At 30.7% G+C, this 26,520-nt stretch carries 22 protein-coding genes; 20 read left to right on the top strand and 2 right to left on the bottom strand.

Annotated elements, in window-relative coordinates; all coding sequences use genetic code 11:
* Positions 1 to 12 precede the first annotated feature (12 nt).
* Genes LKE46_RS04420 through LKE46_RS04430 form a run of 3 tightly spaced genes read left to right on the top strand, consistent with a single transcriptional unit; the run spans position 13 to position 7,641 of the window.
* Positions 13 to 5,472 (top strand): non-ribosomal peptide synthetase, encoded by a 5,460-nt coding sequence (locus LKE46_RS04420; protein WP_291718814.1) that lies wholly within the window; start codon positions 13 to 15, stop codon positions 5,470 to 5,472.
* Positions 5,462 to 6,559: a saccharopine dehydrogenase NADP-binding domain-containing protein gene (locus LKE46_RS04425; protein WP_291718817.1), complete on the top strand. Its 1,098-nt coding sequence runs from the start codon at positions 5,462 to 5,464 to the stop codon at positions 6,557 to 6,559. Before LKE46_RS04420 ends, LKE46_RS04425 begins: the two co-directional genes overlap by 11 nt.
* Positions 6,559 to 7,641 carry a Gfo/Idh/MocA family oxidoreductase gene (locus tag LKE46_RS04430; protein WP_291718819.1) on the top strand — a complete coding sequence of 361 codons (1,083 nt, stop codon included), beginning with the start codon at positions 6,559 to 6,561 and terminating at the stop codon, positions 7,639 to 7,641. Before LKE46_RS04425 ends, LKE46_RS04430 begins: the two co-directional genes overlap by 1 nt.
* 9 nt (positions 7,642 to 7,650) lie before the next feature.
* On the opposite strand, the gene LKE46_RS04435 is transcribed toward LKE46_RS04430, so the two are convergent.
* Entirely contained in the window at positions 7,651 to 8,631 is a 981-nt protein-coding gene (locus LKE46_RS04435; RefSeq protein ID WP_291718820.1) for a helix-turn-helix transcriptional regulator, read from the bottom strand.
* 194 nt (positions 8,632 to 8,825) lie between these two features.
* Between LKE46_RS04435 and LKE46_RS04440 the strand changes: the two genes are divergently transcribed.
* The 9 genes from LKE46_RS04440 to LKE46_RS04480 all read left to right on the top strand — a co-directional run bounded on the left by LKE46_RS04440 (position 8,826) and on the right by LKE46_RS04480 (position 18,730).
* Positions 8,826 to 9,434: an MptD family putative ECF transporter S component gene (locus LKE46_RS04440; protein ID WP_291718822.1), complete on the top strand. Its 609-nt coding sequence runs from the start codon at positions 8,826 to 8,828 to the stop codon at positions 9,432 to 9,434.
* An 11-nt stretch (positions 9,435 to 9,445) separates the two neighbouring features.
* Positions 9,446 to 10,126 carry an energy-coupling factor transporter transmembrane component T gene (locus LKE46_RS04445; RefSeq protein WP_291718824.1) on the top strand — a complete coding sequence of 227 codons (681 nt, stop codon included), beginning with the start codon at positions 9,446 to 9,448 and terminating at the stop codon, positions 10,124 to 10,126.
* 4 nt (positions 10,127 to 10,130) lie between these two features.
* Positions 10,131 to 11,573, top strand: a complete 1,443-nt coding sequence (locus LKE46_RS04450; RefSeq protein ID WP_291718826.1) for an ABC transporter ATP-binding protein — start codon at positions 10,131 to 10,133, stop codon at positions 11,571 to 11,573.
* Positions 11,574 to 11,586: 13 nt separating this feature from the next.
* Positions 11,587 to 13,344 (top strand): ABC transporter ATP-binding protein, encoded by a 1,758-nt coding sequence (locus LKE46_RS04455; RefSeq protein WP_291718828.1) that lies wholly within the window; start codon positions 11,587 to 11,589, stop codon positions 13,342 to 13,344.
* The gene (locus LKE46_RS04460) at positions 13,341 to 15,047 is read left to right on the top strand and encodes an ABC transporter ATP-binding protein (RefSeq protein ID WP_291718830.1); all 1,707 of its coding nucleotides are present in this window, start codon (positions 13,341 to 13,343) and stop codon (positions 15,045 to 15,047) included. Before LKE46_RS04455 ends, LKE46_RS04460 begins: the two co-directional genes overlap by 4 nt.
* 29 nt (positions 15,048 to 15,076) lie before the next feature.
* Positions 15,077 to 15,877: an alpha/beta hydrolase gene (locus LKE46_RS04465; protein ID WP_291718832.1), complete on the top strand. Its 801-nt coding sequence runs from the start codon at positions 15,077 to 15,079 to the stop codon at positions 15,875 to 15,877.
* A gap of 114 nt (positions 15,878 to 15,991) precedes the next feature.
* Entirely contained in the window at positions 15,992 to 16,477 is a 486-nt protein-coding gene (locus tag LKE46_RS04470; protein ID WP_291718834.1) for a PH domain-containing protein, read from the top strand.
* Complete coding sequence (locus tag LKE46_RS04475; protein ID WP_291718836.1) at positions 16,470 to 17,861, top strand: PH domain-containing protein; 1,392 nt, start codon at positions 16,470 to 16,472, stop codon at positions 17,859 to 17,861. The genes LKE46_RS04470 and LKE46_RS04475 overlap by 8 nt, the downstream gene beginning before the upstream one ends.
* A 272-nt stretch (positions 17,862 to 18,133) precedes the next feature.
* Positions 18,134 to 18,730, top strand: a complete 597-nt coding sequence (locus LKE46_RS04480; RefSeq protein ID WP_291718838.1) for a TraR/DksA C4-type zinc finger protein — start codon at positions 18,134 to 18,136, stop codon at positions 18,728 to 18,730.
* Between the two features lie 103 nt (positions 18,731 to 18,833).
* Here the strand turns inward: LKE46_RS04480 and LKE46_RS04485 are convergent, their stop codons facing one another.
* The gene (locus LKE46_RS04485) at positions 18,834 to 19,946 is read right to left on the bottom strand and encodes an alpha/beta fold hydrolase (RefSeq protein WP_291718840.1); all 1,113 of its coding nucleotides are present in this window, start codon (positions 19,944 to 19,946) and stop codon (positions 18,834 to 18,836) included.
* Positions 19,947 to 20,101: 155 nt separating this feature from the next.
* Here LKE46_RS04485 and LKE46_RS04490 point away from each other — a divergent pair, with 155 nt between their 5' ends.
* The 8 genes from LKE46_RS04490 (at position 20,102) to alr (ending at position 26,516) form a co-directional block, all read left to right on the top strand.
* Positions 20,102 to 20,662, top strand: a complete 561-nt coding sequence (locus LKE46_RS04490; RefSeq protein WP_291718842.1) for a TetR/AcrR family transcriptional regulator — start codon at positions 20,102 to 20,104, stop codon at positions 20,660 to 20,662.
* A gap of 51 nt (positions 20,663 to 20,713) precedes the next feature.
* Positions 20,714 to 21,013, top strand: coding sequence for a DUF503 domain-containing protein (locus LKE46_RS04495; RefSeq protein WP_291718844.1), 300 nt, complete (start codon positions 20,714 to 20,716; stop codon positions 21,011 to 21,013).
* A 110-nt stretch (positions 21,014 to 21,123) separates the two neighbouring features.
* Entirely contained in the window at positions 21,124 to 21,555 is a 432-nt protein-coding gene (locus LKE46_RS04500; RefSeq protein ID WP_291718846.1) for an Lrp/AsnC family transcriptional regulator, read from the top strand.
* Positions 21,556 to 21,833: 278 nt separating this feature from the next.
* Entirely contained in the window at positions 21,834 to 22,697 is an 864-nt protein-coding gene (locus tag LKE46_RS04505; RefSeq protein ID WP_291718848.1) for a D-amino acid aminotransferase, read from the top strand.
* Complete coding sequence (locus tag LKE46_RS04510) at positions 22,694 to 23,806, top strand: DUF4392 domain-containing protein (RefSeq protein WP_291718850.1); 1,113 nt, start codon at positions 22,694 to 22,696, stop codon at positions 23,804 to 23,806. Before LKE46_RS04505 ends, LKE46_RS04510 begins: the two co-directional genes overlap by 4 nt.
* Positions 23,807 to 23,819: 13 nt before the next feature.
* A complete protein-coding gene (locus LKE46_RS04515; RefSeq protein ID WP_291718852.1) occupies positions 23,820 to 24,605 on the top strand; it encodes a putative hydro-lyase in 786 nt (261 codons plus the stop codon).
* Between the two features lie 9 nt (positions 24,606 to 24,614).
* Positions 24,615 to 25,370, top strand: a complete 756-nt coding sequence (locus tag LKE46_RS04520; RefSeq protein WP_291718854.1) for a LamB/YcsF family protein — start codon at positions 24,615 to 24,617, stop codon at positions 25,368 to 25,370.
* Between the two features lie 123 nt (positions 25,371 to 25,493).
* The gene (gene alr / locus LKE46_RS04525) at positions 25,494 to 26,516 is read left to right on the top strand and encodes an alanine racemase (protein ID WP_363316037.1); all 1,023 of its coding nucleotides are present in this window, start codon (positions 25,494 to 25,496) and stop codon (positions 26,514 to 26,516) included.
* The last annotated feature ends 4 nt before the right edge of the window (positions 26,517 to 26,520 follow it).

The following is a 26,520-nucleotide window of genomic DNA, read 5'->3' on the forward strand; positions in this document are numbered from 1 at the left end:
AAGGGAGAAATTATGAAAATAGAACATTTGATCTTGAAATATCAAGAAAAGGGAATTACTTTTTCAGTAGAGGATAATAAATTGAAATATAGCAGTCCAAAGGGTGCTATAAATAAAGAAGCTATTGATGAAATAAAAAAGCAAAAAATGGAATTAATAGAATATATAAAAAATAATCCAAGTAAGATTGTAGTAGATATTGATAACAAATATAAGGAATTCCCATTAACTGATATTCAATCTGCATATCTTGTAGGGAGAAATAGTGTATATGAATATGGTGGAATAGGCTGTAAAATTTATTCTGAATTTGAATTTCCTAAAATAGATATTTTAAGATTGGAAGCTGCCTGGGAAAAAGTAATAGAAAATAATGATATGCTCCATGCCGTCATACATAATAATGGGACACAAAGTATACTAGAAAATTATAAAATTCCAAGAATAACGAATTGGAATTTAGAGAGCCTAGATGAAAATGAAATAGATAAGCATTTTAAAAATATAAGAGAACGTTTAATAAAGAAGCAGTATCACCCGGAAAAATGGCCTTTATTTGATTTGGAACTATCAGAATTTAAGGAGAAAAGCATCATTCATTTTTCTCTGGATATGCTTATAGCTGATTTTACAAGTATAAATTTAATTGTTAAGGAATTAGAAGAATGCTATTTCAATATAAATATGAAAAATAAAGAATATAGAAAAATGTTATCCTTTAGGGATGTAATGATATATGATAGGAATAGAAAAAACAATCCGGAATATATTAACAAGAGAAAACATGATAAGCAATATTGGACAGACAGGGTTAAGAAGTTACCTTGCTCGCCAATACTTCCTATAGATAGTATGAAGGAGAAAAATGTCTCAATAACTCAGTTTAATACAATAATTAATAAAGATAATTATAAAAAATTAAAACAGTTGGCAAAAGATGAGAGAGTTACAGTATCTAATATTTTACTATCATTGTATATAGAAATATTGTCTTATTGGTCTCAACAAAAGAGTTTTTGTATAAATGTTACTATTTCAAATCGTCCTCCTATACATTCTGAGATTAATAATATTATTGGAGATTTTACAGTTAATGATATATTAGAAGTTAAGGATATCAATGACTGTAATTTTATAGAAAGAGTAAAAGCTGTTCAGAAACAATTATTTGATGATATTTCTCACTTATCTTTTACTGGTATTGAGGTTATACGGGAGATGAAAAAGATATATGGGAAAAGTTTTACTATGCCTTTTGTATATACAAGTACACTCGGTTTAGATAATAGCGATGATCGCAAAAATTATAAATCTAAATTGGTATATAAAATAAGTCAGACTCCCCAAGTTTTGATTGATTGTCAGGTTATGGAACATAATGAGGAAATATTAATAACCTGGGATGTCAGGAACAATATTTTCCCTGATAAAATTATAGAGCATATGTTTTCTATGTATGAAAATATTTTGGCAAAAATAGTTAAGGGTAATGTATTCAATGAAAAGAATATTGTTGGATTACCTTTAGAAATGAAGACAAAGAGAGATGAAATTAATAATAATAAAAAATATTTTAAAGAAGAAGCTCTGCATGAGGGATTTCTTAATAATGTAAAAATCCATCCAGACTTGGAAGCTTTAAATATAGAAAATAAAAGTTATTCCTATGAGGATTTATATCTTTATGCAAATGCTGTAAGAAATGTATTAATAGAAAAGGGAGCTAAATATGGAGATATAATTATAGTAGAATTGGATAAGGGCATATGGCAAATTGCATCAGTAATTGGTATTTTAATGATTGGAGGAGTATATCTTCCAATTGATAATGAACAGCCGGTAGAAAGAAAAAACCAGATAAAAATAGATTCAAAATCTAAATTTGTAATTACCTATGGTGCAGATAACATAAATAAAGCTAACAACTTGATTGAAATTAATGTTAATGAAATATGTACATTTGAACATTCAGGAATAATATCAGAAAAAGTTGATCCATCTAATCCTGCTTATATAATATATACATCAGGAAGTACAGGAGTACCTAAAGGGGTGGTTATTAGTCATAGAGCAGCTATGAATACAATAAATGACATAATTGATAGATTTAATATTACAAAAGATGACAAAGTCTTAGCAGTGGCAAATCTTGCTTTTGATTTATCTGTGTTTGATATTTTTGCAATTTTAAAAGTGGGTGGAAGTATTATTTTACCTGATGGAAAAAAGAATCCTTCAGAATGGGCTAAGTTAGTTATAGATAATTCTGTTACCATATGGAATAGTGTCCCGGCACAAATTCAGATGTTACTTTCCTATTTAGAATCGGAAAATATAAAAAATATACAATCGTTAAGGTTAATTTTGCTGTCTGGAGATTGGATACCGGTAAAATTACCTGAGCGATTGAACAAAATATTTGATAAAGCGTTGATTGTTAGTTTAGGTGGAGCAACAGAAGCTTCTATTTGGTCAATTTATTATAATATTGACTTAAAAAGGAAATATTTTAAGAGTATTCCCTATGGAAGGCCACTGTCGAATCAAAGCTTTTATGTCCTGGACTCAAATTTAAAGGAATGTCCTGATTGGGTAAAGGGAGAATTATATATAGGCGGAGATGGTTTAGCAATAGAATATTTGAATGAAAAGAAAATTACTGATAGTAAATTCATTTATCATAAGATATTGAATAAACGTTTATATAGAACGGGAGATCTTGGAAGATATATGCCTGATGGAAATATAGAATTCTTAGGAAGAGAAGATAATCAACTCAAAATAAGAGGGCATAGAATTGAATTAAATGAGATTCAGTCAGTTATTGAAAGTCATCCCTATGTAGAGAACTCAATAATTATCTCTTTCTCAGAAAATAAGGATAAGATAGCAGCTTTTGTTCAACCTATAATGGAAGAAAGTGGTGTATTACAAAAAAAATTAATTGATTTAAAAAAAGTAATATCAGAAAAAAGTAATGGTGTTAGTTTACATATTTCAAATGATAAACTAAATAAATGGCTCGAAATATCAAATAAAACACCTTTGTTGGACATTATAAATTTATTTTTGAAGTTAGATATTTTTACTGATGCTAAAAGAGGATATTCTTTAAATGAGATATGTGAGAAGGTAGATGTTATAGAGTCATATAGACCTCTTTTAAAGAGATGGGTAAATGCATTAAAAGAGGAAAAATATATTATTGAAGAAAATAAAAAATATAAAATAAATTATAAGATGAGTAAAAATGAAGTAGAAGAATCTTGGAAAATTTGGAATGAAATCGCAAAAAAAATTAATTATAGTGATATTATGATGAATTATTTTATGAAATCAAAAGAGAACTTGTTACCATTATTGCGAGGAGAGATTGATCCAATAGATTTATTTTTTCCTAAGGGAGATTTTTCTATAGCTTTGGCGGCTTATAGAGATAATATTATTAGTAAATACTTAAATAGGATTTTGATTATTAATATTATAACTATTGTTGAATTATTAACTAAAAAGAATCCTCAGCATCATATAAAAATTTTAGAAGTTGGTGCCGGAGTGGGAGGAGTTAGTATAGATTTAATTCCTGCTTTAGATAAATATAATATTAGCTATTTATTTACAGATATATCCTATTCGTTTTTAAATGAAGCTCAAAGAAGATTTAAGAACTATTCATGGGTGGATTATGCCTTATATGATATTAATGAAGATTTTTGGAAACAAAACATGGAATCCTCCAAGTGGGATATTATAATATGTAATAATGTTCTCCATAATGCAAATGATGAAATTAGAATATTAAAGCAATTTAATGAAATGAGCAAAATAAATGGATATGTATTTATTATAGATGCTACAGGCAAAAATTATGCGCTTTTAACATCAATGGAATTTCATAATGGATTAAATGGAGTTGAAGATTTTAGAGGCGGATCTGATCAAGTGTTTTTATCTAAAAAACAATGGAAAGATACCTTTAAAAAATCTGGAATTGAAATAGTATCTGCGTTCCCTGAAAGTGATAGTTATTTAAATAGGGTAGGTCAAACATTGTTTGTTGGGATATTCAAATCAAATAAAATTAAAATAGATAAAAAAGAAATAGATGAATTTTCAAGAAATAGACTTCCTGAATATATGATTCCATCTTATATTGAAATAATAAATGAAATACCAATAACACCTAATGGGAAAATAGATAGAAGATATTTACTTAAGAGAGTAGAAGAAAATAGTAATAACAAAATGAATAAATATGGAGAACTTCCGGCAAATGATCTGGAAAAGCGTATTGCAGGGATTTGGTGCAAAAAGTTAAAAAAGGATGTTATATATAGAGATGATAACTTTTATAATATAGGGGGAGATTCATTATTAGCAGCTCAAATTGTTGCTGAAATTAAAGAGAAAATTGTTGAAGCGAAAGAATGGACATGGGATCAGCTTATGTCTGCTATTATTGAAAATTCTACAATTAAATCACTTGCCGGTAAGCTACAAAAGTGTAGTATAAATATAACTTTGGAAAAGAAACATAATTTAGCTATTCTTGAAGAAAAAGCTGAGCATAATCTGTTAAGAATATTGATTCATGATGGAACTGGAACTATTACTCCATATAATGAACTTATACCATATTTAAAAGAGGATAATAACAGTCTAGGAGGATTTATATGTTCAGATATGAATGAATATTTGTCCATAGATTATTCTAGTTTAATTAGAACTCTTGGGAATAAATACGCAAATGAAATAAAAAAGACTGATTTCAAAGAAATTGAATTAATAGGTTATTGTATGGGTGGATTAATAGCATTAGAAATATATAAAAATTTGGCGGGAACTGATTTGAAAATAAGGCCGGTAATAAGTATTGATACTACTCCAAATGATCATATGGTTTATAATGAATTGTTGATGGAAAGAGCATTTGGACTTTTAATAGGAGCAGATATAATAAAAGCGGGTCATACAGTAGATGACAGATTAATAAAGTTAGCTGTCCAAAATTTGAAAATGGATTATAAGAGTATTGTTTCAAATAAAAAATTGATTTCATTATCAGGAGAATATGAAGCAATTGGTGATTGTTATAAAAAAATGCTAAATAAAAGTAAAAAAGATAGATTGATAAAAATATATGAAACATTGCCACAAGTAAATAAAGAATTATGGGGATATCAAAAAGAAAGATTGGATTTATTATTTGAAGTTTTTTGTCATAGCTTTAGAGCAGTGAAAGAATATAATGAAACTGTATTTGCGGGAGATGTATGGTCATTAAGTTGCAAAGACAAGTCATCATCATTTTTGCCAATAAAGGAGAATGATAATAATAAGTTTTGGGAAAATATAACATATGGAAATTTAAAGAAAACTTTAATTGATGGAAATCACTTATCATGTTTATCTAAAAAATATTCTAAAGAGCTTTCAAGTTTAATAATGAATGGAGAAGAAAATGCAGAATAGAAGAATTGGAATATTAGGGTATGGCGGAAATGTTGGAAGGGTAGTTGTGGATTATTTAAAACATAGATATTATTTAAGATGTGGACAAAGAAATATAAATTATATTGATAGTTCAAATTCTAATATTGAATATATTAAAATAGATATTTATGATAATTACTTGTTAAAAAGATTTTGTGAGGGATGTGATGTAATTATAAATTGTATTGGGCCATCATATTTTGTTTCAGAAACAATAGCCAGAACTGCTTTAAAAGTAAGTAATAATTATATTGATATATTTGGGGTAAATTTATTAAACAAAGAATGGATTTCCGGAAATAAAAAAATTATATTAGGGGCAGGAAGTTTTCCAGGATTATCTGGAATACTTCCTAATTGGCTGATAAATTCCCAATTTGACAGGATTGAGAATTTATATATATATGCTGGAGGAAAGGAATATATCAGTAAAGCAGCCTGTGCTGATCTATTATTGAGCATATTTCATAATTTTGGAAAGCCGAATTTTTATTACTCAAATCATAAAATGTTAAATAACAAGTATGTTATAGATAATAAGGTTATAGGATTTTCAGAAGATTATGATTTATTTGAATATATGACAAAAGAAATATTTGATTCAGCAAATAAACTTAATATAAACGAATTTCATTGGTATAATGTTCAGGTAAATAAACAATATAGATCTGTTTTGGAAGATGCTATTTTTAAAATAGTTAAAAATAAAACTAAAGAAGAAATTTACAGAGTTTCTGAAGATATAATTTTTAGAATGGGTGAAAATAATAACTCCAGGAATTGGTACAATATTTATATTAAGTCTAAGGGTTTAAAGAATGAAAAGAAAAAGACTTATAATGCATTATTTGAATGCAAAGAAAGTAATGCTATTAATGGGTTTATAGCATCTATGTGTGCTGAATGCATTTTAAAACTAAAAAGTTTGTGTGGAATATACTGGCCATTTCAAATATTAAATTCTATTGATGTAATGGATAAATTGCAGAAAGAAAATATTATTAAAATTACACAAATGTTTCATGGTGATATAGAAAAAAATGATATTGAGAAGGGGACAATCTAATGAATGATAGGATAAGAGTAATAGTATTTGGTATAGGATTTGGGCAATTCTATTTAGGAGGAATTTTAAAACTGAATAAAAAATTTAAATTGGTTGGAATTTTTTCAAAAGGAAGTGAATTATCTAAAAAATATGCTAAATTAAATAATGTCCCTCTCTATACAGATATTAATAAAATAAATAAAAATATAGCAGATATGGCTTGTGTAGTAATAAAGTCCACGGTAGTAGGTGGTGAGGGAACTAATATAGCTAAAAAATTATTAAAAAAGGGTATACATGTTTTGCAGGAACAGCCAATCCATTTAGAAGATTATTTAGACTGTATAAAATTAGCTAAAAAGTATAATTGTAAGTATCAATTAAATACATTTTATCCAAATCTTAAACCAATTTCGGGTTTTATCAATATAGCTAAAAATATAGCGAAAAAATGTAAAATAGTTTATATAAATGCGGAATGTAGTATTCATGTATTGTTTCCAATGATAGATATATTAGGGAAAGCGTTAAATGGATTATATCCTTGGAAGTTCAAACTTTTAAGAAAAGCAAATAAAAATATTCCATTTTGTATTGTTGATGGCAGTATTAATAATATTCCCATTTGCATGAATATACAAAATCAAATAGAGCCATATAATTCAGAAAATTATATGTATTTGTTACATAGAATATCAATAACAACGAATTGCGGAAATTTAATTTTAACTGGAAGTAATGGCATGGTGATATGGGAACCTTGTATTAGTAGACACAAAAATAAATATGATTTATCGTATAATGAAAAAATGGATAAATTTTTAGACTTACCTATATATGAAATTTATGACTTTTTTCCTCCTGTTCTATACAGAAAGTTATATGATGAAATATGGGAAGAAAGTATAAAGATATCATTGGAAACTTTTTATACCGAATTAAAAAATAAAAAGTATATAAATGAAGCTACTCAGCTTATTATAGATGTATGTAGAGTATGGAAGACTCTTGGATTAGAGGTTGGGAAAAGTATACTTATAGATGGATATATCAAGAAACCGTTGAAACTAAGCGATATCATTAATGGTAAGATGCAGTAGGCTAGTAAATTAAAGACTTGGTTTATTGCTTTTTAACAATTTTCTATAATCTTTTGGAAGTATACCTATATTGCGTTTAAATATTTCTGAAAATCTACTTGCACTTGTATAACCAACTGTTTCAGCAATTTGTGATATTGACAGATTAGTATTGGAAAGTAAATATTCAGCATGATTGATTCTGCAACTTTGAATATATTCTGTAATTGTGCAATTATTTACTTGTTTAAATGACTGTTTCAGCTTTGTTTTTCCCATGCAGGCGATTTTTGACAATTGATTGAGAGATAGTTTAAATGAAGCATGGTCATTAATAAAAGATGATACATTTTTTATTTGAGTATAATCACTGTTGGATAAAGGGAGGAGACTTGCTGCTGAAGTTCTCTGCTTATCAAGTACGAGTGAAATTGCTTCTGCTATTTTTGCTTCATAAAAAATTTTTGCACTAATGCCTGTACCTTTATAAAGCTTAATTTGTTTTAACAATAATATCATTTCTGGGAAATCAGTAGATTCATTTAATGTGAGAAACGCTTCCTTGGGATTTAAGTATTCATCAGGATACTTTTTTTTTAGATAATTTTCATAATATTCAGGTGTAATTTCAATTCCAATTGATTTAATTGGAATTTTTTTATGTATGAGAGCTCTAAAAGGTATCTTTCCACCCAAATAAGTTTTGACACAGTTTGCATTTATTCTCCTATAAGGGCATAATTCATCTCCGGAGACAGATTTATAATAGGTTATACTTAAACATTCAGGAAGAATGCATTCTATAAGAAAATCATCGTGAAAGAAAAAATCATGAATTTTTATATCAAATAAGTCTTCTTTGGAGTATACCCAGTAATATCCATATCCAAGTTCATTAGATAATTTCCATGTTTGTCCCATAGGATTGAATTTTCCCATCTTAGAGTCTATCTTATTAAAACCTTTTGTAAATAATAGATCTTCATAAAAGTTAGAAATATTTTTTCCCATTATTACCTAATTACCTCTCTTTAATTTTACTGCAATTAGCCGTAAAAATAGTATAATCAGCCGTAAAAAAGTATATCTATTGAATAGAGTTTTTATATGTGTTATATTATGCCTGAACCTAACAATATTTTATCAAAATAGGAATTGTTTGTCAAAGTAAAACTATGAATTAATAATAATTGTGGGAGGTTGCCATGAAAAAAAAGAATTATTCAAAAAAGAGTTTATCAGTTAAAGATCTAATTACTACTGGTATTTTTTCGGCATTACTATTTATTGCGATTATGATTGGAGGAATACCATTTGCGACTAATCCTATTACAACATTTTATATGCCAGTTGGAGCTAGTTTGCTGGGAGGACCAATTTTTTTATTACTGGTGGCCAAAGTTCAAAAACCAGGTTCTATAACTATTGCAGGAGTTTTATGTGGAATAATATTTTTTGCAACAGGAATGCATTGGGGCATGGATATAGGAATTGCAATAGGAGGATTTATTGGAGATATTATTGCTTCAAATAAGAAATATAAAAACATAAAAAATAATATTATTGCTTATAATTTCCTTTGCCTTGGGCTTACTGGAACTTATATTAGTTATTTTATTAATCCTGAAAAATGGTCAAGGTATATGTTGAATGGTGGAACGGATATCAATTACATAAATACTATGAACTCAGTTGCTCACAATTGGATGCTGATTGTGATAATACTAGGAACAATAGTGATAGCTACAATAAGCGGGCTTATTGGAAAAAAATTACTGAAAAAGCAATTTGAAAAGGCGGGAATTATCTCTTGATTACAATTAAATTGGATATAAGAACAAAGTTAATAATGTTATTATTATGTATTTTATCCACGGCTTTTTTACCAGAATTAAAATATGAATTCATTTTGATTCTATTGCTATTTATTGTTGGCATTTTTTCTGGCGTGTTAAAGTATTCTGCAGAATTAACTATAGCATATTGTATTATATACGGATTTTCTATTCTGAGTATTAATTATATCACCGGAAATTTAACTACTTCTTTTATTGCTTTTTTTGCATTATTAAATAAGGTTTATCCTTGTATAATGATGGCAGGGTTAATAATAAAAACTACAAAAGTAAGTGAATTTATTTCAGGTTTATATAAGATAAAAGTCCCCAGGAATATAATCATTCCTTTGGCAGTAATGATGAGATATATTCCAGTGATAGAAGAGGATAGAAGGTTTATAAAAGATGCAATGAAAATGAGAAATATTTCGCCATCCATCATAGGATTCATAAAGAAGCCTATGATGAATATAGAGTGCATATATGTACCTTTATTGTTATCTGCGTCTAAAACAGCAGATGAGCTTACAATTGCGTGCGTTACACGAGGAATAGAAAATCCCAATCCAAGAACCTGCTTAGAGAATATAAGATTTCGATTATGTGATTTTATTGTTTTTCTTATATTCGTTTTATATCTAATTTTTTTGATTTTAAAAGGAAGGTAGCTATATGATTCAGTTCAATAATGTAGGATTTACTTATAAAGATGCGAAGGATGAATGTATAAAAAGTTTAAATTTAACAATTAATGATGGAGAATGTGTATTGATAACGGGGAAAAGTGGTTGTGGTAAAACAACAATAACACGTTTGATTAATGGCCTGATACCAAAATATTTTGATGGTAAATTGGATGGAAATGTTATTATTGATGGAGTCGATTTAATGAATTTGCCCATATATAAAATATCTGAAAAGGTTGGATCAGTCTTTCAAAATCCTAGAACCCAGTTTTTTAATGTGGACACAAATAGTGAAATTGCATTTGGAATGGAAAATCAAGGCATACAAAGAGAAATAATGGACGAAACTTTAATCAAAATATCAAATGAACTTAAAATTAATGATTTACTAAAAAAAAATATTTTTTCATTATCTGGAGGACAAAAGCAAAAACTAGCTTTTGCCTCAGTTTATGCAATGAATCCAGATATCTATTTACTGGACGAGCCATCTTCAAATTTAGATGTTAATGCTATTAATATTTTGAAAAACAATATTTTATTGTTAAAAAAGAAGAAAAAGACAATCATTATTGTAGAGCATAGACTTTATTATCTAAGGAATATAGTGGATAGAATTTTGTATTTTGATCAGGGAAAATTAAAAAAAGAATTTACCTCAGAAGAGTTTAAAAATTTAGATAAATTGGAATGTAAAAAGTTAGGATTAAGAAATGTAAAATTAAATGTTGAAAGTATTATAAAAACAAATGAAAGAAATATGACAAATTCTCATACTTTAAGGGTAAGAGATTTTTTTATAGGATATGGGAAAAAATGTATATTATCAAATATCAATATAAATGCTGGTAGGGGTGAAATTATTGCAATTGTTGGAAACAATGGAGTTGGGAAAACCACCTTTGTTCGGACCATTTGCGGTCTTATCCATGAAATAAGTGGAAGTATCTATTGGAATAATAAAAAATTGTCATGTAAAGAGAGGTTAAATATATCTTATATGGTACTGCAAGATGTAAATTATCAGCTATTTGCCGATAGTGTTGAAAATGAGTGCGTATTGGGAATTGACAATCCAAATATGAAGTTAGTAGAGGAAACATTGAAAAGCCTGGATATTTATGATTATAAAGAAGTTCACCCAAATATTCTTTCAGGAGGGCAAAAACAAAGAACGGCTGTTGCAGTTAGTATATTATGCAATAAAGATTTGCTAGTATTTGATGAGCCAAGTAGCGGCTTGGATTATGATGGAATGAATGATATATCAAACGTTGTTAAAAAACTGTCTGATAAGGGAAAATTAATTTTTATTGTTACTCATGATTTTGAACTTATTTCACAAATTTGCAGCCGCATTTTGTATTTTGACAAGGAGGGAATACATAATGAGATAAAGGAAGATTTTTTTAGAAAAAGTATTATTTAAAAAGGAAGGTGTTTTGGTGGAGAGACAGATAGAGAAGATAAGAGCACTGTTGCAGTGGGCGGGTAAAGATAAATACTATCTTTATTTATCAATTTTAACAGCCTTTATAAGTGGGTTGTGTACTATGATACCATATTATGCTATATATAAACTTATTGATGAAGCTTATTCAGGATTATATACTAAAGAAAAAATTTTAAGTTTGGCACTTATTGTTGTTGTAGGAGTAATAATAAGATTTTTATTATTCGGAATGTCTGGAGCTTTATCTCATAAAGGGGCATATAATACTTTATACAAAGTTCGCTGCTTAGTTATTGAACATATGGCAAAAGTTCCTTTAGGTAGGTTAAGTGAAAGGAATACAGGACAAATAAAAACTGTATTGAATGAAGATATTGAAAAACTAGAATTGTTTCTGGCTCATCATTTGCCTGAGTTAGTATATTATACTTGTGGGCCAATTGCGGTATTTATTTATCTTTGCAAAGTTAATATTATATTGGCCATTATTTCATTAATTCCTTTTATAATTGCAATTTTAATAATAGTAAACATGTTTAAAAAATCAGAGAATAAAATGAAGGAGGCTAATTTGTCCATAGCTAATCTAAATGCAGTAATGATAGAGTATATCAATGGAATGAAATTAATTAAAGCATATAAAATGGGATCATCTTCTTTTAAGAAATTTTCAGATGCAGTTAATAATGAAAATAAAATATGGAATGAGATATCAAGAAAGATGGGACCGTCATATGCAGCTTATGTAGTTATTGTTGAGTGTGGAATCCTATTAATGGTTCCTATAGGAGGCTATCTATTTTTAAAGGGAAGTATTTCAGCAAGTGTATTTCTGTTGTTTGTGTTTATAGGCTCATTATATTTAAGTGAATTAAGACCGCTTCAGGAGTTAGCAACAAATTTTGCAGCTGTTTTGAATGCAGTGTCAAAAGTAAGGAAAATTTTAAGTACTGAAGTTTATAAAGCAGGAGTAGAATTCCCACAAAAACATGACATAGTATTAAACGATGTGTACTTTTCATATGACGGACATAGGGATATACTCAAAAAGTGCAATTTGAAAATAAACGATAAAGAGAAAATAGCATTGGTTGGTAAATCAGGTGCAGGAAAGAGTACAATAATCGAATTGATTTCCAGATTTTATGATGTAGATAAAGGAAGTATAAAAATAGCTGGAATTAATGTGAAGGATATAGATTATGAACAACTTCTCGATAATACTGGAATTGTTTTTCAAAAATCTTTCTTGACAAGAGATAGTATTTTAGAAAATATAAAAATGGGATTGGATGCTACTTTAGAAGATGTTAGAGAAGCAGCAAGAAAAGCCCAAATTGATGAATTAATAATGAGCCTGCCCGAGCAATATAATACGAATATGGGTAACTATGGAACAAGATTTTCTGGTGGAGAAAAACAGAGAATTGCCATTGCAAGGGCAATATTGAAAAATCCACCTATACTAATTTTAGATGAAGCCACATCAGCAGCTGATCCAGAAAACCAATTTGAAATTGATAAGGCAATAAAAAATTTATGTACAGATAAAACGGTTATAATTGTAGCACATAGATTAGGAATTGTTAGAATGTGCAATAAAGTTGCAGTAGTAGAAAATAATACTATTTCCTTTGTTGGAACGCATGAAGAAGCTTTGATTAAAAATAAATATTATAGTAAAACTTGGTCAGACTATAATAAATCTAGAACCATATCGTATGAAATGGGGATGAGATATGAATGAATAGAAAGAATATCATGAAAAAAAATAAATCATTTAAAGTATCTATTTTCTGTACTATTATAGAAGGAATATTGTCAAGTTTCAATGGTATGATTATTTATTTTATTTTAAGATTATTGTGGAATAAAGAACTTGACAATTTGAAATTAGTACAATATACGTTGTTTTTAACTGCCATTTTTATTTTAAGGTTGATTATATATAGTTATGGATATATACAAGGACAAATAGGTGGAGCTGAAATTAGCAAAAAAATTCGATTGTTTTTAGGAGATAAGTTAAGGAAGATTCCTATTCCTAGATTCTCAAAATCTCAAACAGGATGTTATATAAATGCCGTAACATTTAATGTAAATGATTATGAAAATATTCTAACACACAAGACAGGAGAATTAGTTAAAAATATTACATTAGTTATTATGCTGACAATATTTGTTTGCTATCTCAATTTTACTTCAGGAATAATTTTATTTGCCGTTGGCATACTTATTATTCCAACTTTGTATATTTCTATAAGCAAAGTGAGAAAGTACGGAAATGAAAAAAGTGAAATTTCATCTCAAAATGTAAGTTCCATAATAGAATATATTGCCGGTATTCAAACGTTTAGAGCTTATAAAATGGGCGGTGTTAAACATGAAAAATTGACTCAAATAATGAAAAAATTTAGTGATATCAGTTATATTTATGAATTGAAAATCATACCCGTAGGTGTTATTTACAATATAATATCCGGATTGTCTATGCCCGTTATTATTTGGATTGTTGGTAAACAGTGGATTTTGGGAAATATAGATACTGTATCCTATTTGACTGTCAGTATGTTGCCTTTGTTTTTAGTGAAATTATTAGGGACAATATTTGTAAACTTTACAAGTTATAAGAACCTGCTTATTTCTAAAAATAAAATAAAAAAATTGATTGAAGAAAAAGAGGAATTACAAAGTGATGAGGACTTTAAACCTAAAAATAATAACATAGAGTTTGAGAATGTCTCTTTTTATTATGATGAAGAAGAACCATTGTTTTGTAATTTGAATTTAGAAATAGGAAGTGACAAATTTACTGCTATTATAGGAGATTCTGGTTCGGGAAAGTCGACAATAATAAATCTAATAGCAAAATATTATGAACCTCAGTTAGGAAAAATAAAAATAGGGGGAATTGCTATTAATAAAATAGGTGCTGATAAAATATTATCTTATATTTCTATGGTGGATCAGGATGTTTTCCTTTTTGATGATACTATAATAAACAATATTAGATATGCGAATCAAGGTGCAAGTATAGAAGAGGTTAAAATGGCTTGTAAAGCTGCACAATGTGATGATTTTATAAGAAATTTACCTCAAGGATACGAAACTAGAATAGGAGAAAATGGTAATTTTCTTTCTGGTGGAGAACGACAAAGATTATCTATTGCTAGAGCCATACTTAAAAATTCTTCAATGTTGTTATTGGATGAAGCTACATCCAATCTAGATGTAGAGAATGAATTGAAAGTAAAATCGGCAATACGAAATTTGTTGAGCAGTAAAAAAACTGTAGTGATGATAGCACATTCATTATCTGTAATTAAACAAGCTGATTTGATAATTATACTGTCCAGAGGCAAGGTGATTGCACAGGGAACTCATGAACAGCTTATGAAACAGAGCAAAAAATATATATCTATGTTGGAGGCGGAGTGTGGAATATCATAAGTGAATTAATTAGTTAGGATAATATTGTTATGAAAATAAAAATAATAAATTTAAAAATAGGAATTACAGAATTTTATTTTGAGAAAAGTACACAGAATTTTATAAAAGGAGAAATATTGTTGGTTCATGGGGCAAATCATGGAGCCTGGTGTTGGAAAAATTTTATGAATAGATTTTCGGAAGAAGGCTATAATGTGTATGCGCTAAACTTGTTTAATCATGGTAGAAGTGAAAAAAAGAAATTTATAACAATGTCCATGTATAAAGAACAGTTAAATGAATTTATTCAAGCTATGAAGATAAATCCGATTATAATAGCACATTCAACTGGTGGCATGATTGCTCAGATGTTAATTGATGCATATCCCGATATATACAAATATTGTATTCTCATGTCATCTGTTTCGCCAAATGGAATGAAAAATGATTTTAAAATAACCAAGATGTGCTATTTTAAAGAAACTATCAGGTTAGTAATGTTTAACTATAAACTATCAAAACAATTTCCGTATAAGCTGTTTTTTTATTCTGATATAGGTAAAAACTTCATGGAATTATATATACCTGAACCAATATTGATTTGTTTTGAAACATTTGAAAAGTTTTGTTATAAAAGAAAGAAAAGAATTATGATAATAGGTTCTAAACTAGATAAAATAATATCTTATAAAACGTGTATTAAAACTTCCCAATATTATGATTCAGAATGTATAATATTAAATCATATAGGCCATGATATGATGCTTGATAGAGGTTGGGAATATGTTGCTGAAAAAATTATATCTTATCTAGAGCATATTTCTGAAGAGAGTTATCCAAAATCGAACTGATATTCTTTAAGATGCCAGCTAGAACTGCAAGAAAATACATGATTATATTTTGTATGATATAATACAGAGGTAAGATGTATTCAGTAAATAAGGATGAAAGGCTTGTGTGGAAATATGAACTATGAAAGTATTGACAGGAATGCTGTAAAAAGCTGGATTATCGGGAGAACCATAACTGGTATCATAATTTTTGCCATATATGTACTGATAAAAAATTTACTTGTAATACCACAGTTTGATTATATACCTATAGTCAATTATCTGATGGACGGACTGGAATTCATCATAATTTTGTTTTTCGTCCTGTACAGCTTTTTCTGGCCGTTTTTAGAGTACAAGCAGTGGAAATATACTATTTCCGAAGATAAAATAGAGCTGATAAAAGGGATTATATTTAGAAAGAAGATAATAATTCCTATTTCGAGAATCCAAAATTTAAAAATAGAACAGGGGCCTATTCAGAGAATTTATAGGATAAGTTCTATAAATATCATAACTGCCGGCGGCTGTCATGAAATACCAGCAATACCGGATGAACAGGCAGAAATGACTTCAGAAAGGCTCAGAAGAATTATAGAAATGGGAGAAAAGAATGCATAATTTGGAACGAAACCACATTCTAGGATTATTTTATGATATGGGGAGATTTATTAAAGAATCAATAGGAATTATAGTGGCAATAGGTTTTCTGGTTAACAAGATAGGGCTTGACAGGTCCATAGTTATAGCTGTTGCTTTATTCATCATGATTGTTCTATATGAATTTTTAAGGTGGAGAAAAAATTTTTTTATAGTAATGCAAAACTCCATATATCATCAGGAGGGAATATTGAATATAAAAAAGGTTGAGATTCCCTTTGAAAGAATCAATACAATAGATATTTCCCAGAGACTTATAGAAAGAATTTTCAAGGTTGCTACCATTAAAATTGACACTGGAAATGTTGAAAATAGAGGCAGTGAACTCAAATTCACCTTGAAAAAGTCCAGGGCTCAGGAACTGAAGAATATCTTGTTGAAAAAGGAAATTTACAGTGATGTAAAAAAAGATGCATATATTATAAAACCAGGGGAACTTATTGTCTATTCTCTTATTTCAAATTCAGTATTCAAGGGAATTGGAATGTTGTTTGTTGTACAGCAGTTTTTTGATCAGTATTTAAAAGATTTCATTCATATAGATACTTCACTTTATATAAATGAATTTCAAAAGGAAGATATCTACCATGCTGTATATACTGCAGCGCTTATAGTATTGGGATTGATATTTATCAGCATAATTTTATCTATAATATATGTTTTCCTTAAATATTATGATTTCAAAATGTGGGTGGATAAGGATAAATTACATGTGGGATACGGGGCCATAAGCAGAAAAGATTATAGTTTTGACCGAAAAAAAATAAAGGGAATACATATAAAGCAGAGTGTTCTCATGCAGCTTTTCGGTTTTTTTACTATGGAAATTGAGAGCATTGGATATGGGGATGAAAAAGGTGAAAAAGCTATATTATATCCTATATGCAGCAGCTCTTTAAAAGATGAAATCATTGAAAGTTTGCTTGGAGAATTCAAGTATGTGGGAGATATTTCAAGGCCGGAGAAAAAAGCTTGTTACAGGTTCTTTTATAAAAAGCTTGTTTTTTGGTTTATCATAGCTGTAATATGCTTTTTTATAAAGCCTGAAATTGTAATATTTACTCTGGCAATATTAGTATTTTTAATGTTTATGGGATATCTTGAGTATAGAAATACTGCATTTGGGATTTATGGAAACCTTGTGTATATGTGTTATTCGGGCTTCAATAAAACACAGTCCATATTGAAAATGGAGGCCGTTCAATCAATTAGTTTATCTTATACATATTTTCAGCACAGAGAAGGACTGTGCAATTACAGTATCCTCCTATACAGTTCAAGTGCGGGAAAAATTTTAAGCGTAAGGAACTTGAGGGATGATATCATAGGTGAATCTTTTAAGTAGCATTATGAGAAAGGTGGAACTGAGTTGAGTGAATGCATAAGGAATCAACTTCTAAAATTGTCAGATAAAAAATATCAGATCTTTCAAAGTAAATTGAGTCCTGGTGTTGTCAATATACTTGGTGTACGAATTCCACTTTAAGATTCTAAAAATATAAATTATTGTTTTTACATAATTGACAAATTTAAAATAAGTGTATTAAGAATAAACCTTTATCATTTTAGTAAGAATATATATATGCTGAAATATGATGAAAAGGAGTTTTTATAATTATGGACAATAATTTATTGAAAAGATTCAAGAGTAAATTGGAGGCACAGAAAGAGGAAGTAAAAAGCCTTTTGCAGCAGATGGAGAAAAATGGTACCATAAAGTCCAATGAGGAATTTTCATCTGAGCTATCCACTTACGACAATCATCCTGCGGACAGTGCCAGCAGCTTGTATGATAAGGAAAAAGGATTGATTTTCCAAAAAAATGAGGAAATTATTATAGATAAAATAGATAATGCCCTGAAAGATATAGAGAAGGGCACTTATGGAAAGTGTAAAAAATGCGGCAGGGAAATAGACGAAAAGCGGCTGGAATATGTTCCCTATGCAGAATACTGCATTGAATGCCAGAAAAAGATTGACAATTTAAAACCGGATGAGAAAAAGAACAGGCCCGCAGAAGAAGATGTAATCAAATATACTGTGAATCATGGACAAAATGATCAAACAGAGTTTGACACTGAAGATGGATATCAGTCAGTTGGAAGATTCAATAGAAGGGAAAACATAGTGGAAGAATATACAGACGAAGATGAGGAATATGTAGAACCAGTAGAGTCAATAAGCAATGATCAGTATAAGAACCAGCTGCCTTAAGCATTTATTTTAGCAAAAGATTTGACTAAAGTTAATATATAAAAATAGAAGGCAGTAATCCTATAAACCGGATACTGCTTTTGATTCTTGCAAATAAATTTTCTCAACCAAGAAATTTTTTGATTTCTTCGAAGGCAAGATTAATCTGGCCGACTTGACAATGCTGTTCCCCACCGGTTTTTCTGGTAAAAACCTTTGTTGTAACGGAGCCTGCATTGCAGAGTTCCTGCTGAATTTGAGGGAGTCTTGAGATTGGTACGTACTGATCATCTTCACCGGCCAATAGTAGAACTTCCTGGTTGATAAACTGCCCTATGCCCTTTATACTGTGACGTTTGAAATTTCTGTATAGATTAAAGGGCGTGGCCTCGCCGGTAATCTCGTAGCCTTTATTTATTTTCCATGTAAGATCAATATTGCCCTGCATCATTTTGTTTATGAAATTATTGAATTCATTAAATTTGTTGTTTTTAAACAATTTAACAAGGTTGTTTCCTATTTCCTTGGGAATTCGATTCATCAATGGATCCAATCCGGAATAGAAGATATCGAATGCTATTACTTTATCTATGCGCTTTTCAAAAGCTGCCGCACGCAGGACAAAATAACCTCCCCAAGACATGCCGATTGCACTGACACGTTTCAAATTGAAATAATCAATTACCGTCGAAACTGGTTTTTCCCAGTTTGGAATAAACTTAAGCCCGTTTTTTAAAGCCGTACCCTGGCCCGGGCCGTCAAAAACAATTATATTATAGTCTGTATTTTTTAAGAATACAGCTTCTTTGATAATTTCTTCCATATAGGAATCATAGCCTCCAAAAATAATCAGTGTTTTATGTGCGTTTAGGTTGAACAGCTCTACAGCTGGAAGAAAAGAGTTTTCATAGGGAACCTTGTAGCTTTTGAAATCAAAATCATTGTAGTATTTGTAAAAGTTTCTGCGGTATCCTTCATACATTTTCTGTTTGCTGGGATTTTTGGGCTGCAGGTAAAATTCAGCTGCCTTATAATAATTTGAGGCTATGCCGTAAGAGCCCTCATTTTCCCGTTTCACAGCAAGATGTGACCAGTTTTCATACCAGCTGTCAAAATCTTTTAATTTGGGCACTATTTGTTTTAAATCTTCCTTTACCCTGGGATCATTTTCATAGTCATAAGTAAAACGGGTTATCTGCAGATCGAATTGTTCATTGCCTGTATATTTTTTGAACATAAGAATACCTCCGCTTAATTGATTTGACCTATGGGCCATCAACTAAAGTATATTGTTATTTTGAACGACAAACAATTGTTAAAATGGTATAATATGTTCGTAATCAAACAAACTAGATAAAAATGTATTAAATCGGACAAGAGGGGTGAAGTTGATTGGCGGAGGATGTGCGTATTTTTAAAACAAAACAAACTATTGAAGCAGCTTTTATCAAATTGCTGCAAAAAAAAGATTTTGACAGCATTACAATTAAAAATATATGTGAGGCTTCATTAACAAGCCGATCCACTTTTTACAGCCATTACGTAGATAAATATGATCTTCTGGAAAAAGTTGTACAGTGCTATGCTGATATTGTGAGGAAGAAAGCTAAATTGCGTTTTTTACAGACGGAAAGCGGCGGTGTAGAGAAAATCATAGGCGATATTTCCCAAATATTTTCACATCGCAAGGAGGAGATAAAGACACTGCTGAAGGTTCATGTACCAAGGGGAGATCTGCGGGAAGAAATTGAAAAGATCCTTTTTTCGCAGTGTCGTATATATTTACAACAGCATAAAAAAGCTACAGATGTTTCAATGGATCTATTGGCAAAGCTTTACGTGGCGAATGTTTTTGTGCTTATGACATGGATACTGGAAAATGGTATGGATAAGAAGGCTGTCAGCCTTCTAAACAGAATGCAGTATTATTTTTTCACACAAATGTCCCTTTAAGCACTTGAAGGCAATTAAAAGCTATTTTATACTGTAGGGAGATGAAAAGAAATGAGAATTTTACTTATGGAAATCACATTGAGAGCATCCTGGGTTAGTTCGCTGAAGGAAAAGAGGATGATTGTAAAGAGTATAGTTCAGAAACTTAAAAACAAGTTTAATATTTCAGTATCTGAAATAGATAAGCAGGATATTCATAAAATTATAGTTATAGGTATAGCTGGAATTTGTGCAAATTCCTCACAGGCTGACGCTATTATGGAAAATATAATAGATTTTATAGAATATAATAGTGATGCTGAAATAGTTGATATCAAAAATGAAAGTATTGTAAATAGAATAAACTATTAAAAGCTGGTTTGAAGGCCAGCTTTTAATAGTTTAAAATTGTTTTCATATATTATAAAATAAAATAGGAAATTCATATTAGAATTAGATAAAAGGTTTGGAGTGATATATTTATGGATCATATGGATTATGAGATATTGGAGTGTTTAAAGCATAATGCAAGGACCAAGGCATCTGCAATAAGCAAAAAAGTACATTTGTCGGTTTCAGCAGTTCTTGAACGCATCAAGAAAATGGAAATAAATGGTATAATAAGAAATTATACTATAGTATTGGATGAAATTAAATTGGGTAATAATACGAGCGCTTTGATGGAGGTCAGTCTGGATCATCCGAAATTTTACGATTCATTTACGGATGAGATAAAGAAAAATAATAATATAATTTTCTGCTATTATCTTACAGGGGATTTTGATTTTATTTTGAAGATAATCTGCAAATCACCGGAAGATCTAGAAAAGATACATCGGGAAATAAAGGGTATAGAGGGAGTATCAAAAACAAAAACCTATTGTGTCCTAAAAAATGTGAAGGGTGATTGCTAATATATTTCATATAATATAATTGATAAATAAAAGTATGCTCAATTATTAAACTAAAAAAATTTTGCCATATATAATAAAATGAAATAAATATTTTTGCACAAAGTATGCTAAAAACTAAATTATACATAAATTTCATGAGATATTGAAAAAAAATATTTATTAATATAATATGTACTTATAAATTAAAAATTATTAAAAAATATATGTATTTAGATAGAGAAATGAAAATTTTTATATCTAAAATTATGATTTTCTTAATTTAAGGGAGGAAGTATTATATGGAAAATTTAGGCTACTACAACGGAAAATATGATTTGATTGAGAATATGACAATACCTATGAATGATCGTGTATGTTATTTTGGTGATGGAGTTTATGATGCTACCTACAGCAGAAATCATATAATATTCGCACTTGATGAGCATATTGACCGATTTTTTAACAGTGCAGGACTACTTAGAATAAAAATCCCATATACAAAAGATGAATTAAAGGAAATTCTTACTGAGATGGTTAAAAAAGTGGATTCCGGTGAACAATTTGTATACTGGCAGGTTACAAGAGGGACAGGTATGCGCAACCATATTTTCCCTGGAGATGAGGTAAAGGCAAATTTGTGGATTGTATTAAAACCATTGGAAGTAAAAGACATGTCACAGAAGCTGAAGTTAATTACCCTGGAGGATACGAGATTTTTACACTGTAATATAAAAACATTGAATCTTCTGCCAAGTGTTATAGCGGCACAAAAGGCTGAAGAAGCAGGATGCCAGGAGGCAGTGTTCCATAGGGGAGATAGAGTTACTGAATGTGCTCACAGCAATGTTTCGATTATAAAGGATGGGATATTTAGAACAGCACCTGCTGACAATTTGATTCTTCCGGGTATAGCAAGAGCACACATAATAAAAATGTGTAAAAAATTCAATATACCTGTAAATGAAACTGCATTTACAGTAAAGGATCTTATGAATGCAGATGAAGTTATAGTTACAAGTTCAGGACAATTTTGCATGACCGCTGCCGAAATAGATGGAAAACCTGTAGGTGGAAAAGCACCGGAAATAGTTAAGAAACTTCAAGATGCATTACTTGAGGAATATTTAGAAGAAACAAATGTAGAACAGGGGGCCATTTTATGAATCAGGAAGAATTGACCATATTGAATATAGGAGAAAATTTGGACAACCTAATGAATCTTGATCCGAGAGGATATGGAGTGTGCAGAATTTTATATAGTGCTGCAAGGGAATATACGGAAGGGCCTTTGACAATGAACAGTGCCCAGAAGCTGGTAGGTACATTAAAAGAAGGAGATCTTGTATATATATTGACAGGCTTTGTGCTTCTCCCATTCAAAAAGGCGGAGATGGATGGAATTGTAAGTACAATGCTTCTGGCAAGAGCTCTCGTAAAGGGATTTAATGTAAAACCAGTAATAATATGTCCTGAGGACAATATAGAGGCTGTAAAAAATCTGGCCTATGTAGTTGGACTTCATTTCTACGATAATATTGAGGAACTTAAGGAATATCCGCTTTCCATAGCTGGAATAACATTCACAAAAGATGCAGCCAAAGCTGAAGAACAAGCTGGTAAGATCATGGCTGAAGGTCTGCCGAGTGCAGTTATAAGTATAGAATGCCCGGGAGCAAATTCGGTTGGAGTATATCACAATGCAGTAGGCAAAGATGTAACTGAAATAGAAGCAAAGAGGGATATACTGTTTACCAAATTGAAGCAAAAAGGTGTACTGAATATAGCAATCGGTGATCTTGGAAATGAGCTTGGCATGGGAACTTTAAAGGATCATATTCAAAAGTATGTTCCATATGCAGCCAAGGGTAGTTGTTCATGTGGATGCGGTGGAGGAATACTGGCAAGTGTAGGTGCAGATAATATTATAACGGCTACAGTTTCGGATTGGGGATGCTATGGGCTTATAGCAGCATTATCCTATCTTAAGAAGGATTTGAATATAATGCATACTGTTGAGATGGAAAAGGAAGCTATGATTACTGCATCAAGAAGTGGAATGATAGATATGTATGGAGATTTGATTCCGGCCATAGATGGATGCAATATGTCAATGAACTTATCCATAGTAAACCTCATGAGAGAATGTATAGAATCTGCAATGAAACTTGACAGGACTTGTGCTGCGTGGTTTGATAAAGTAATAGAATTGGGTTTTTATCAGGATCAGAAAGCTTTGGATGGCAGAGAACAAAAATTGAAAAAGATAATTTAGGGGTGTTTGGAATATGGATTGTTCAAGTATGAAACCATATGATGTCCGCAGGTTGATACGTGAAGAAAAGATTACAACTCCAACGGCAGGAATGTGTGCAGGTTATGCCCAGGCCAACCTGGTCATTCTTCCTAAAGAGCTGGCTTATGATTTCCTGCTTTTTACGCAGAGAAATCCAAAGTCCTGTCCGTTGCTTGAAGTAAGTGATGAAGGCTGTAAAAAACTAAAGTATCTGGGAAATGATATTGACATCACGACGGATATACCGAAATACAGAGTATATGAAAAAGGAATCCTGACCGGTGAGTATACAGATGTGGATGATATGTGGAGAGATGATTTTGTCAGCTTTTTAATTGGATGCAGTTTTTCCTTTGAATCTGATCTGATTGAAGCAGATGTTCCTATAAGACATATTGAAGAAAATTGTAATGTGCCGATGTTCATAACAAATATTGACTGCACACCGGCAGGCATGTTCAACGGGAAAATGGTTGTAAGCATGAGACCTCTTCCATATAATCAGATAGTAAAGTCTGTTCTGATAAGCGGAGAGATGCCCAAGGTGCATGGAGCACCAGTCCATATAGGAGAGCCATCTGTAATAGGAATAAAGGACATAACAAAACCGGATTTCGGTGACGCTGTTACCATAAAAGAGGATGAAGTACCTGTATTCTGGGCCTGCGGTGTTACACCACAGTCAGTAGTTATGAATGTAAAGCCTGAAATAGTTATTACGCATTCACCGGGACATATGCTTATAACTGATATAAAAAATATAGATCTTAAATATTGAGGAGATATCATGTACAAGGTGGATTTGAATTGTGATTTAGGTGAAAGTTTTGGAAATTACAGAATTGGTTCAGATGAAGAGGTTATACCATACATTTCATCGGCTAACATTGCCTGTGGCTTTCATGCTTCCGACCCTGTGGTAATGGATAATACGGTTGAATTATGTAAAAAGTATAATGTTTCTGTGGGGGCGCACCCCGGATTTGCGGATTTGGTTGGATTTGGAAGGCGAAAAATGGATATTTCCTTCAGAGAGGCCAAACTTATTGTACAGTATCAGATTGGAGCACTTGATTCTTTCTGCAGGGCCAGGGATATAAAGATGAATCATGTAAAACTGCACGGTGCACTTTACAATATGGCAGCACGGGATCTGGAACTTGCTTCATCCATTTGTGAGGGAATATATGAAGTAAATCCTGATTTGGTTCTGCTTGCTCTAAGTGGAAGCAGAATGATTGAAGCTGCTCAAAATACAGGGCTGAAATCAGCAAGTGAGGTTTTTGCAGACAGGGCCTATAATGATGATGGCTCTCTTGTGGACAGGAAAAAGGCTGGTGCTGTCATAACCGATGAGAAAGTTGCCATTGAAAGAGTCACAAGGATGGTTAAAGAAAAGAAGGTAAAGACAATAAATGAAATTGATATTCCACTTAGGGCTGATTCCATATGTGTTCACGGGGATGGAGCGAAGGCCCTGGAATTTGTAGAGAAAATAAATGAAGCTTTTAAAAAGGAAAATATAAAAATAGCTTCATTATAATTATAGAAAGAAGGTTTATATATTTATGGAAAACTATTTAAGAACATATGCCAAAGTAAGTCTGGAAGCTATAGGGCATAATATAGACGAGGTAAAAAAAAAGTAGATGAGCATGTAAAAGTAATGGCTGTAATAAAAGCGGATGGATATGGTCATGGTGCCATAGAAGTGGGAAGTTTTCTTGAGGACAGAGTTGACTATTTTGCAGTGGCAACTATAGAAGAGGCGATAGAACTCAGGCAAAGCGGTATACATCTTCCAATATTGATTCTCGGGTACACTTCTCCAAGTCAGTATCCAGATATAGTTGAATATGATATCACCCAGACCATATACAATCTGGAAACTGCAGAGGCACTGTCAAGATGTGCAGCTCATCACGATAAAAAGGCAAAAATTCACATCGCTCTGGAAACGGGAATGAACAGAATTGGTTTCAAGGTCAATGAAGAAAGCGTTTCAGCTGTAGGAAAGATAATGAATATGGATAATGTAGTTGTTGAAGGGCTGTTCACACATTTTTCATGTGCCGATGAAGAGAACAAAAGTTATACTAGGATACAGATGAAAAGGTATGATGAGTTTTTGAAGATGCTTGGGGACAGAAATATAAACATTCCACTTAAACATATTTGTAATAGTGCAGGAATTATGGAATTTGGCGATCATCGCTTTGACATGGTAAGAAGCGGAATAATTACATATGGATTGTACCCGTCGGAGGAAGTAGATAAGAATTCTATAAAATTAATACCGGCACTGGAATGGAAGTCCCATGTCATAAATATTTCAGAAGTCGGCAGCGGCTGCGGTATAAGTTATGGAAAAACTTATGTTACACAGGGAAAAACCAGAATTGCAACTGTTTCTGTAGGGTATGCAGATGGATATATGAGGGCACTTTCTTCAAAGGCAAAAGTACTTATTCATGGACAATATGCTCCTATAATAGGAAGAATATGCATGGATCAGATGATGGTTGATATAACTCATATAGATAATGTAAAAATTGAAGATGAAGTAACATTGATTGGATGTGACGGTGAAAACAGGATTACTGTGGAACAGCTGGCTGAGATGGCGGGAAGCTTCAATTATGAATTTGTCTGTGGAATAGGAAAAAGAGTAAAAAGAGTTTATAAATAAGGCA

This window comes from Clostridium sp. (genome assembly GCF_022482905.1).
Lineage (GTDB): Bacteria > Bacillota > Clostridia > Clostridiales > Clostridiaceae > Clostridium_B.

Coding starts and splice junctions, on each gene's coding strand:
- LKE46_RS04430 (WP_291718819.1), top strand. CDS start 6,559: ATGAATGATAGGATAAGAGTAATAGTATTTGGTATAGGATTTGGGCAA.
- alr (WP_363316037.1), top strand. CDS start 25,494: ATGGCTGTAATAAAAGCGGATGGATATGGTCATGGTGCCATAGAAGTG.
- LKE46_RS04520 (WP_291718854.1), top strand. CDS start 24,615: ATGTACAAGGTGGATTTGAATTGTGATTTAGGTGAAAGTTTTGGAAAT.
- LKE46_RS04465 (WP_291718832.1), top strand. CDS start 15,077: ATGAAAATAAAAATAATAAATTTAAAAATAGGAATTACAGAATTTTAT.
- LKE46_RS04470 (WP_291718834.1), top strand. CDS start 15,992: ATGAACTATGAAAGTATTGACAGGAATGCTGTAAAAAGCTGGATTATC.
- LKE46_RS04425 (WP_291718817.1), top strand. CDS start 5,462: ATGCAGAATAGAAGAATTGGAATATTAGGGTATGGCGGAAATGTTGGA.
- LKE46_RS04505 (WP_291718848.1), top strand. CDS start 21,834: ATGGAAAATTTAGGCTACTACAACGGAAAATATGATTTGATTGAGAAT.
- LKE46_RS04510 (WP_291718850.1), top strand. CDS start 22,694: ATGAATCAGGAAGAATTGACCATATTGAATATAGGAGAAAATTTGGAC.
- LKE46_RS04515 (WP_291718852.1), top strand. CDS start 23,820: ATGGATTGTTCAAGTATGAAACCATATGATGTCCGCAGGTTGATACGT.
- LKE46_RS04475 (WP_291718836.1), top strand. CDS start 16,470: ATGCATAATTTGGAACGAAACCACATTCTAGGATTATTTTATGATATG.
- LKE46_RS04450 (WP_291718826.1), top strand. CDS start 10,131: ATGATTCAGTTCAATAATGTAGGATTTACTTATAAAGATGCGAAGGAT.
- LKE46_RS04420 (WP_291718814.1), top strand. CDS start 13: ATGAAAATAGAACATTTGATCTTGAAATATCAAGAAAAGGGAATTACT.
- LKE46_RS04500 (WP_291718846.1), top strand. CDS start 21,124: ATGGATCATATGGATTATGAGATATTGGAGTGTTTAAAGCATAATGCA.
- LKE46_RS04440 (WP_291718822.1), top strand. CDS start 8,826: ATGAAAAAAAAGAATTATTCAAAAAAGAGTTTATCAGTTAAAGATCTA.
- LKE46_RS04480 (WP_291718838.1), top strand. CDS start 18,134: ATGGACAATAATTTATTGAAAAGATTCAAGAGTAAATTGGAGGCACAG.
- LKE46_RS04485 (WP_291718840.1), bottom strand. CDS start 19,946: ATGTTCAAAAAATATACAGGCAATGAACAATTCGATCTGCAGATAACC.
- LKE46_RS04495 (WP_291718844.1), top strand. CDS start 20,714: ATGAGAATTTTACTTATGGAAATCACATTGAGAGCATCCTGGGTTAGT.
- LKE46_RS04435 (WP_291718820.1), bottom strand. CDS start 8,631: ATGGGAAAAAATATTTCTAACTTTTATGAAGATCTATTATTTACAAAA.
- LKE46_RS04460 (WP_291718830.1), top strand. CDS start 13,341: ATGAATAGAAAGAATATCATGAAAAAAAATAAATCATTTAAAGTATCT.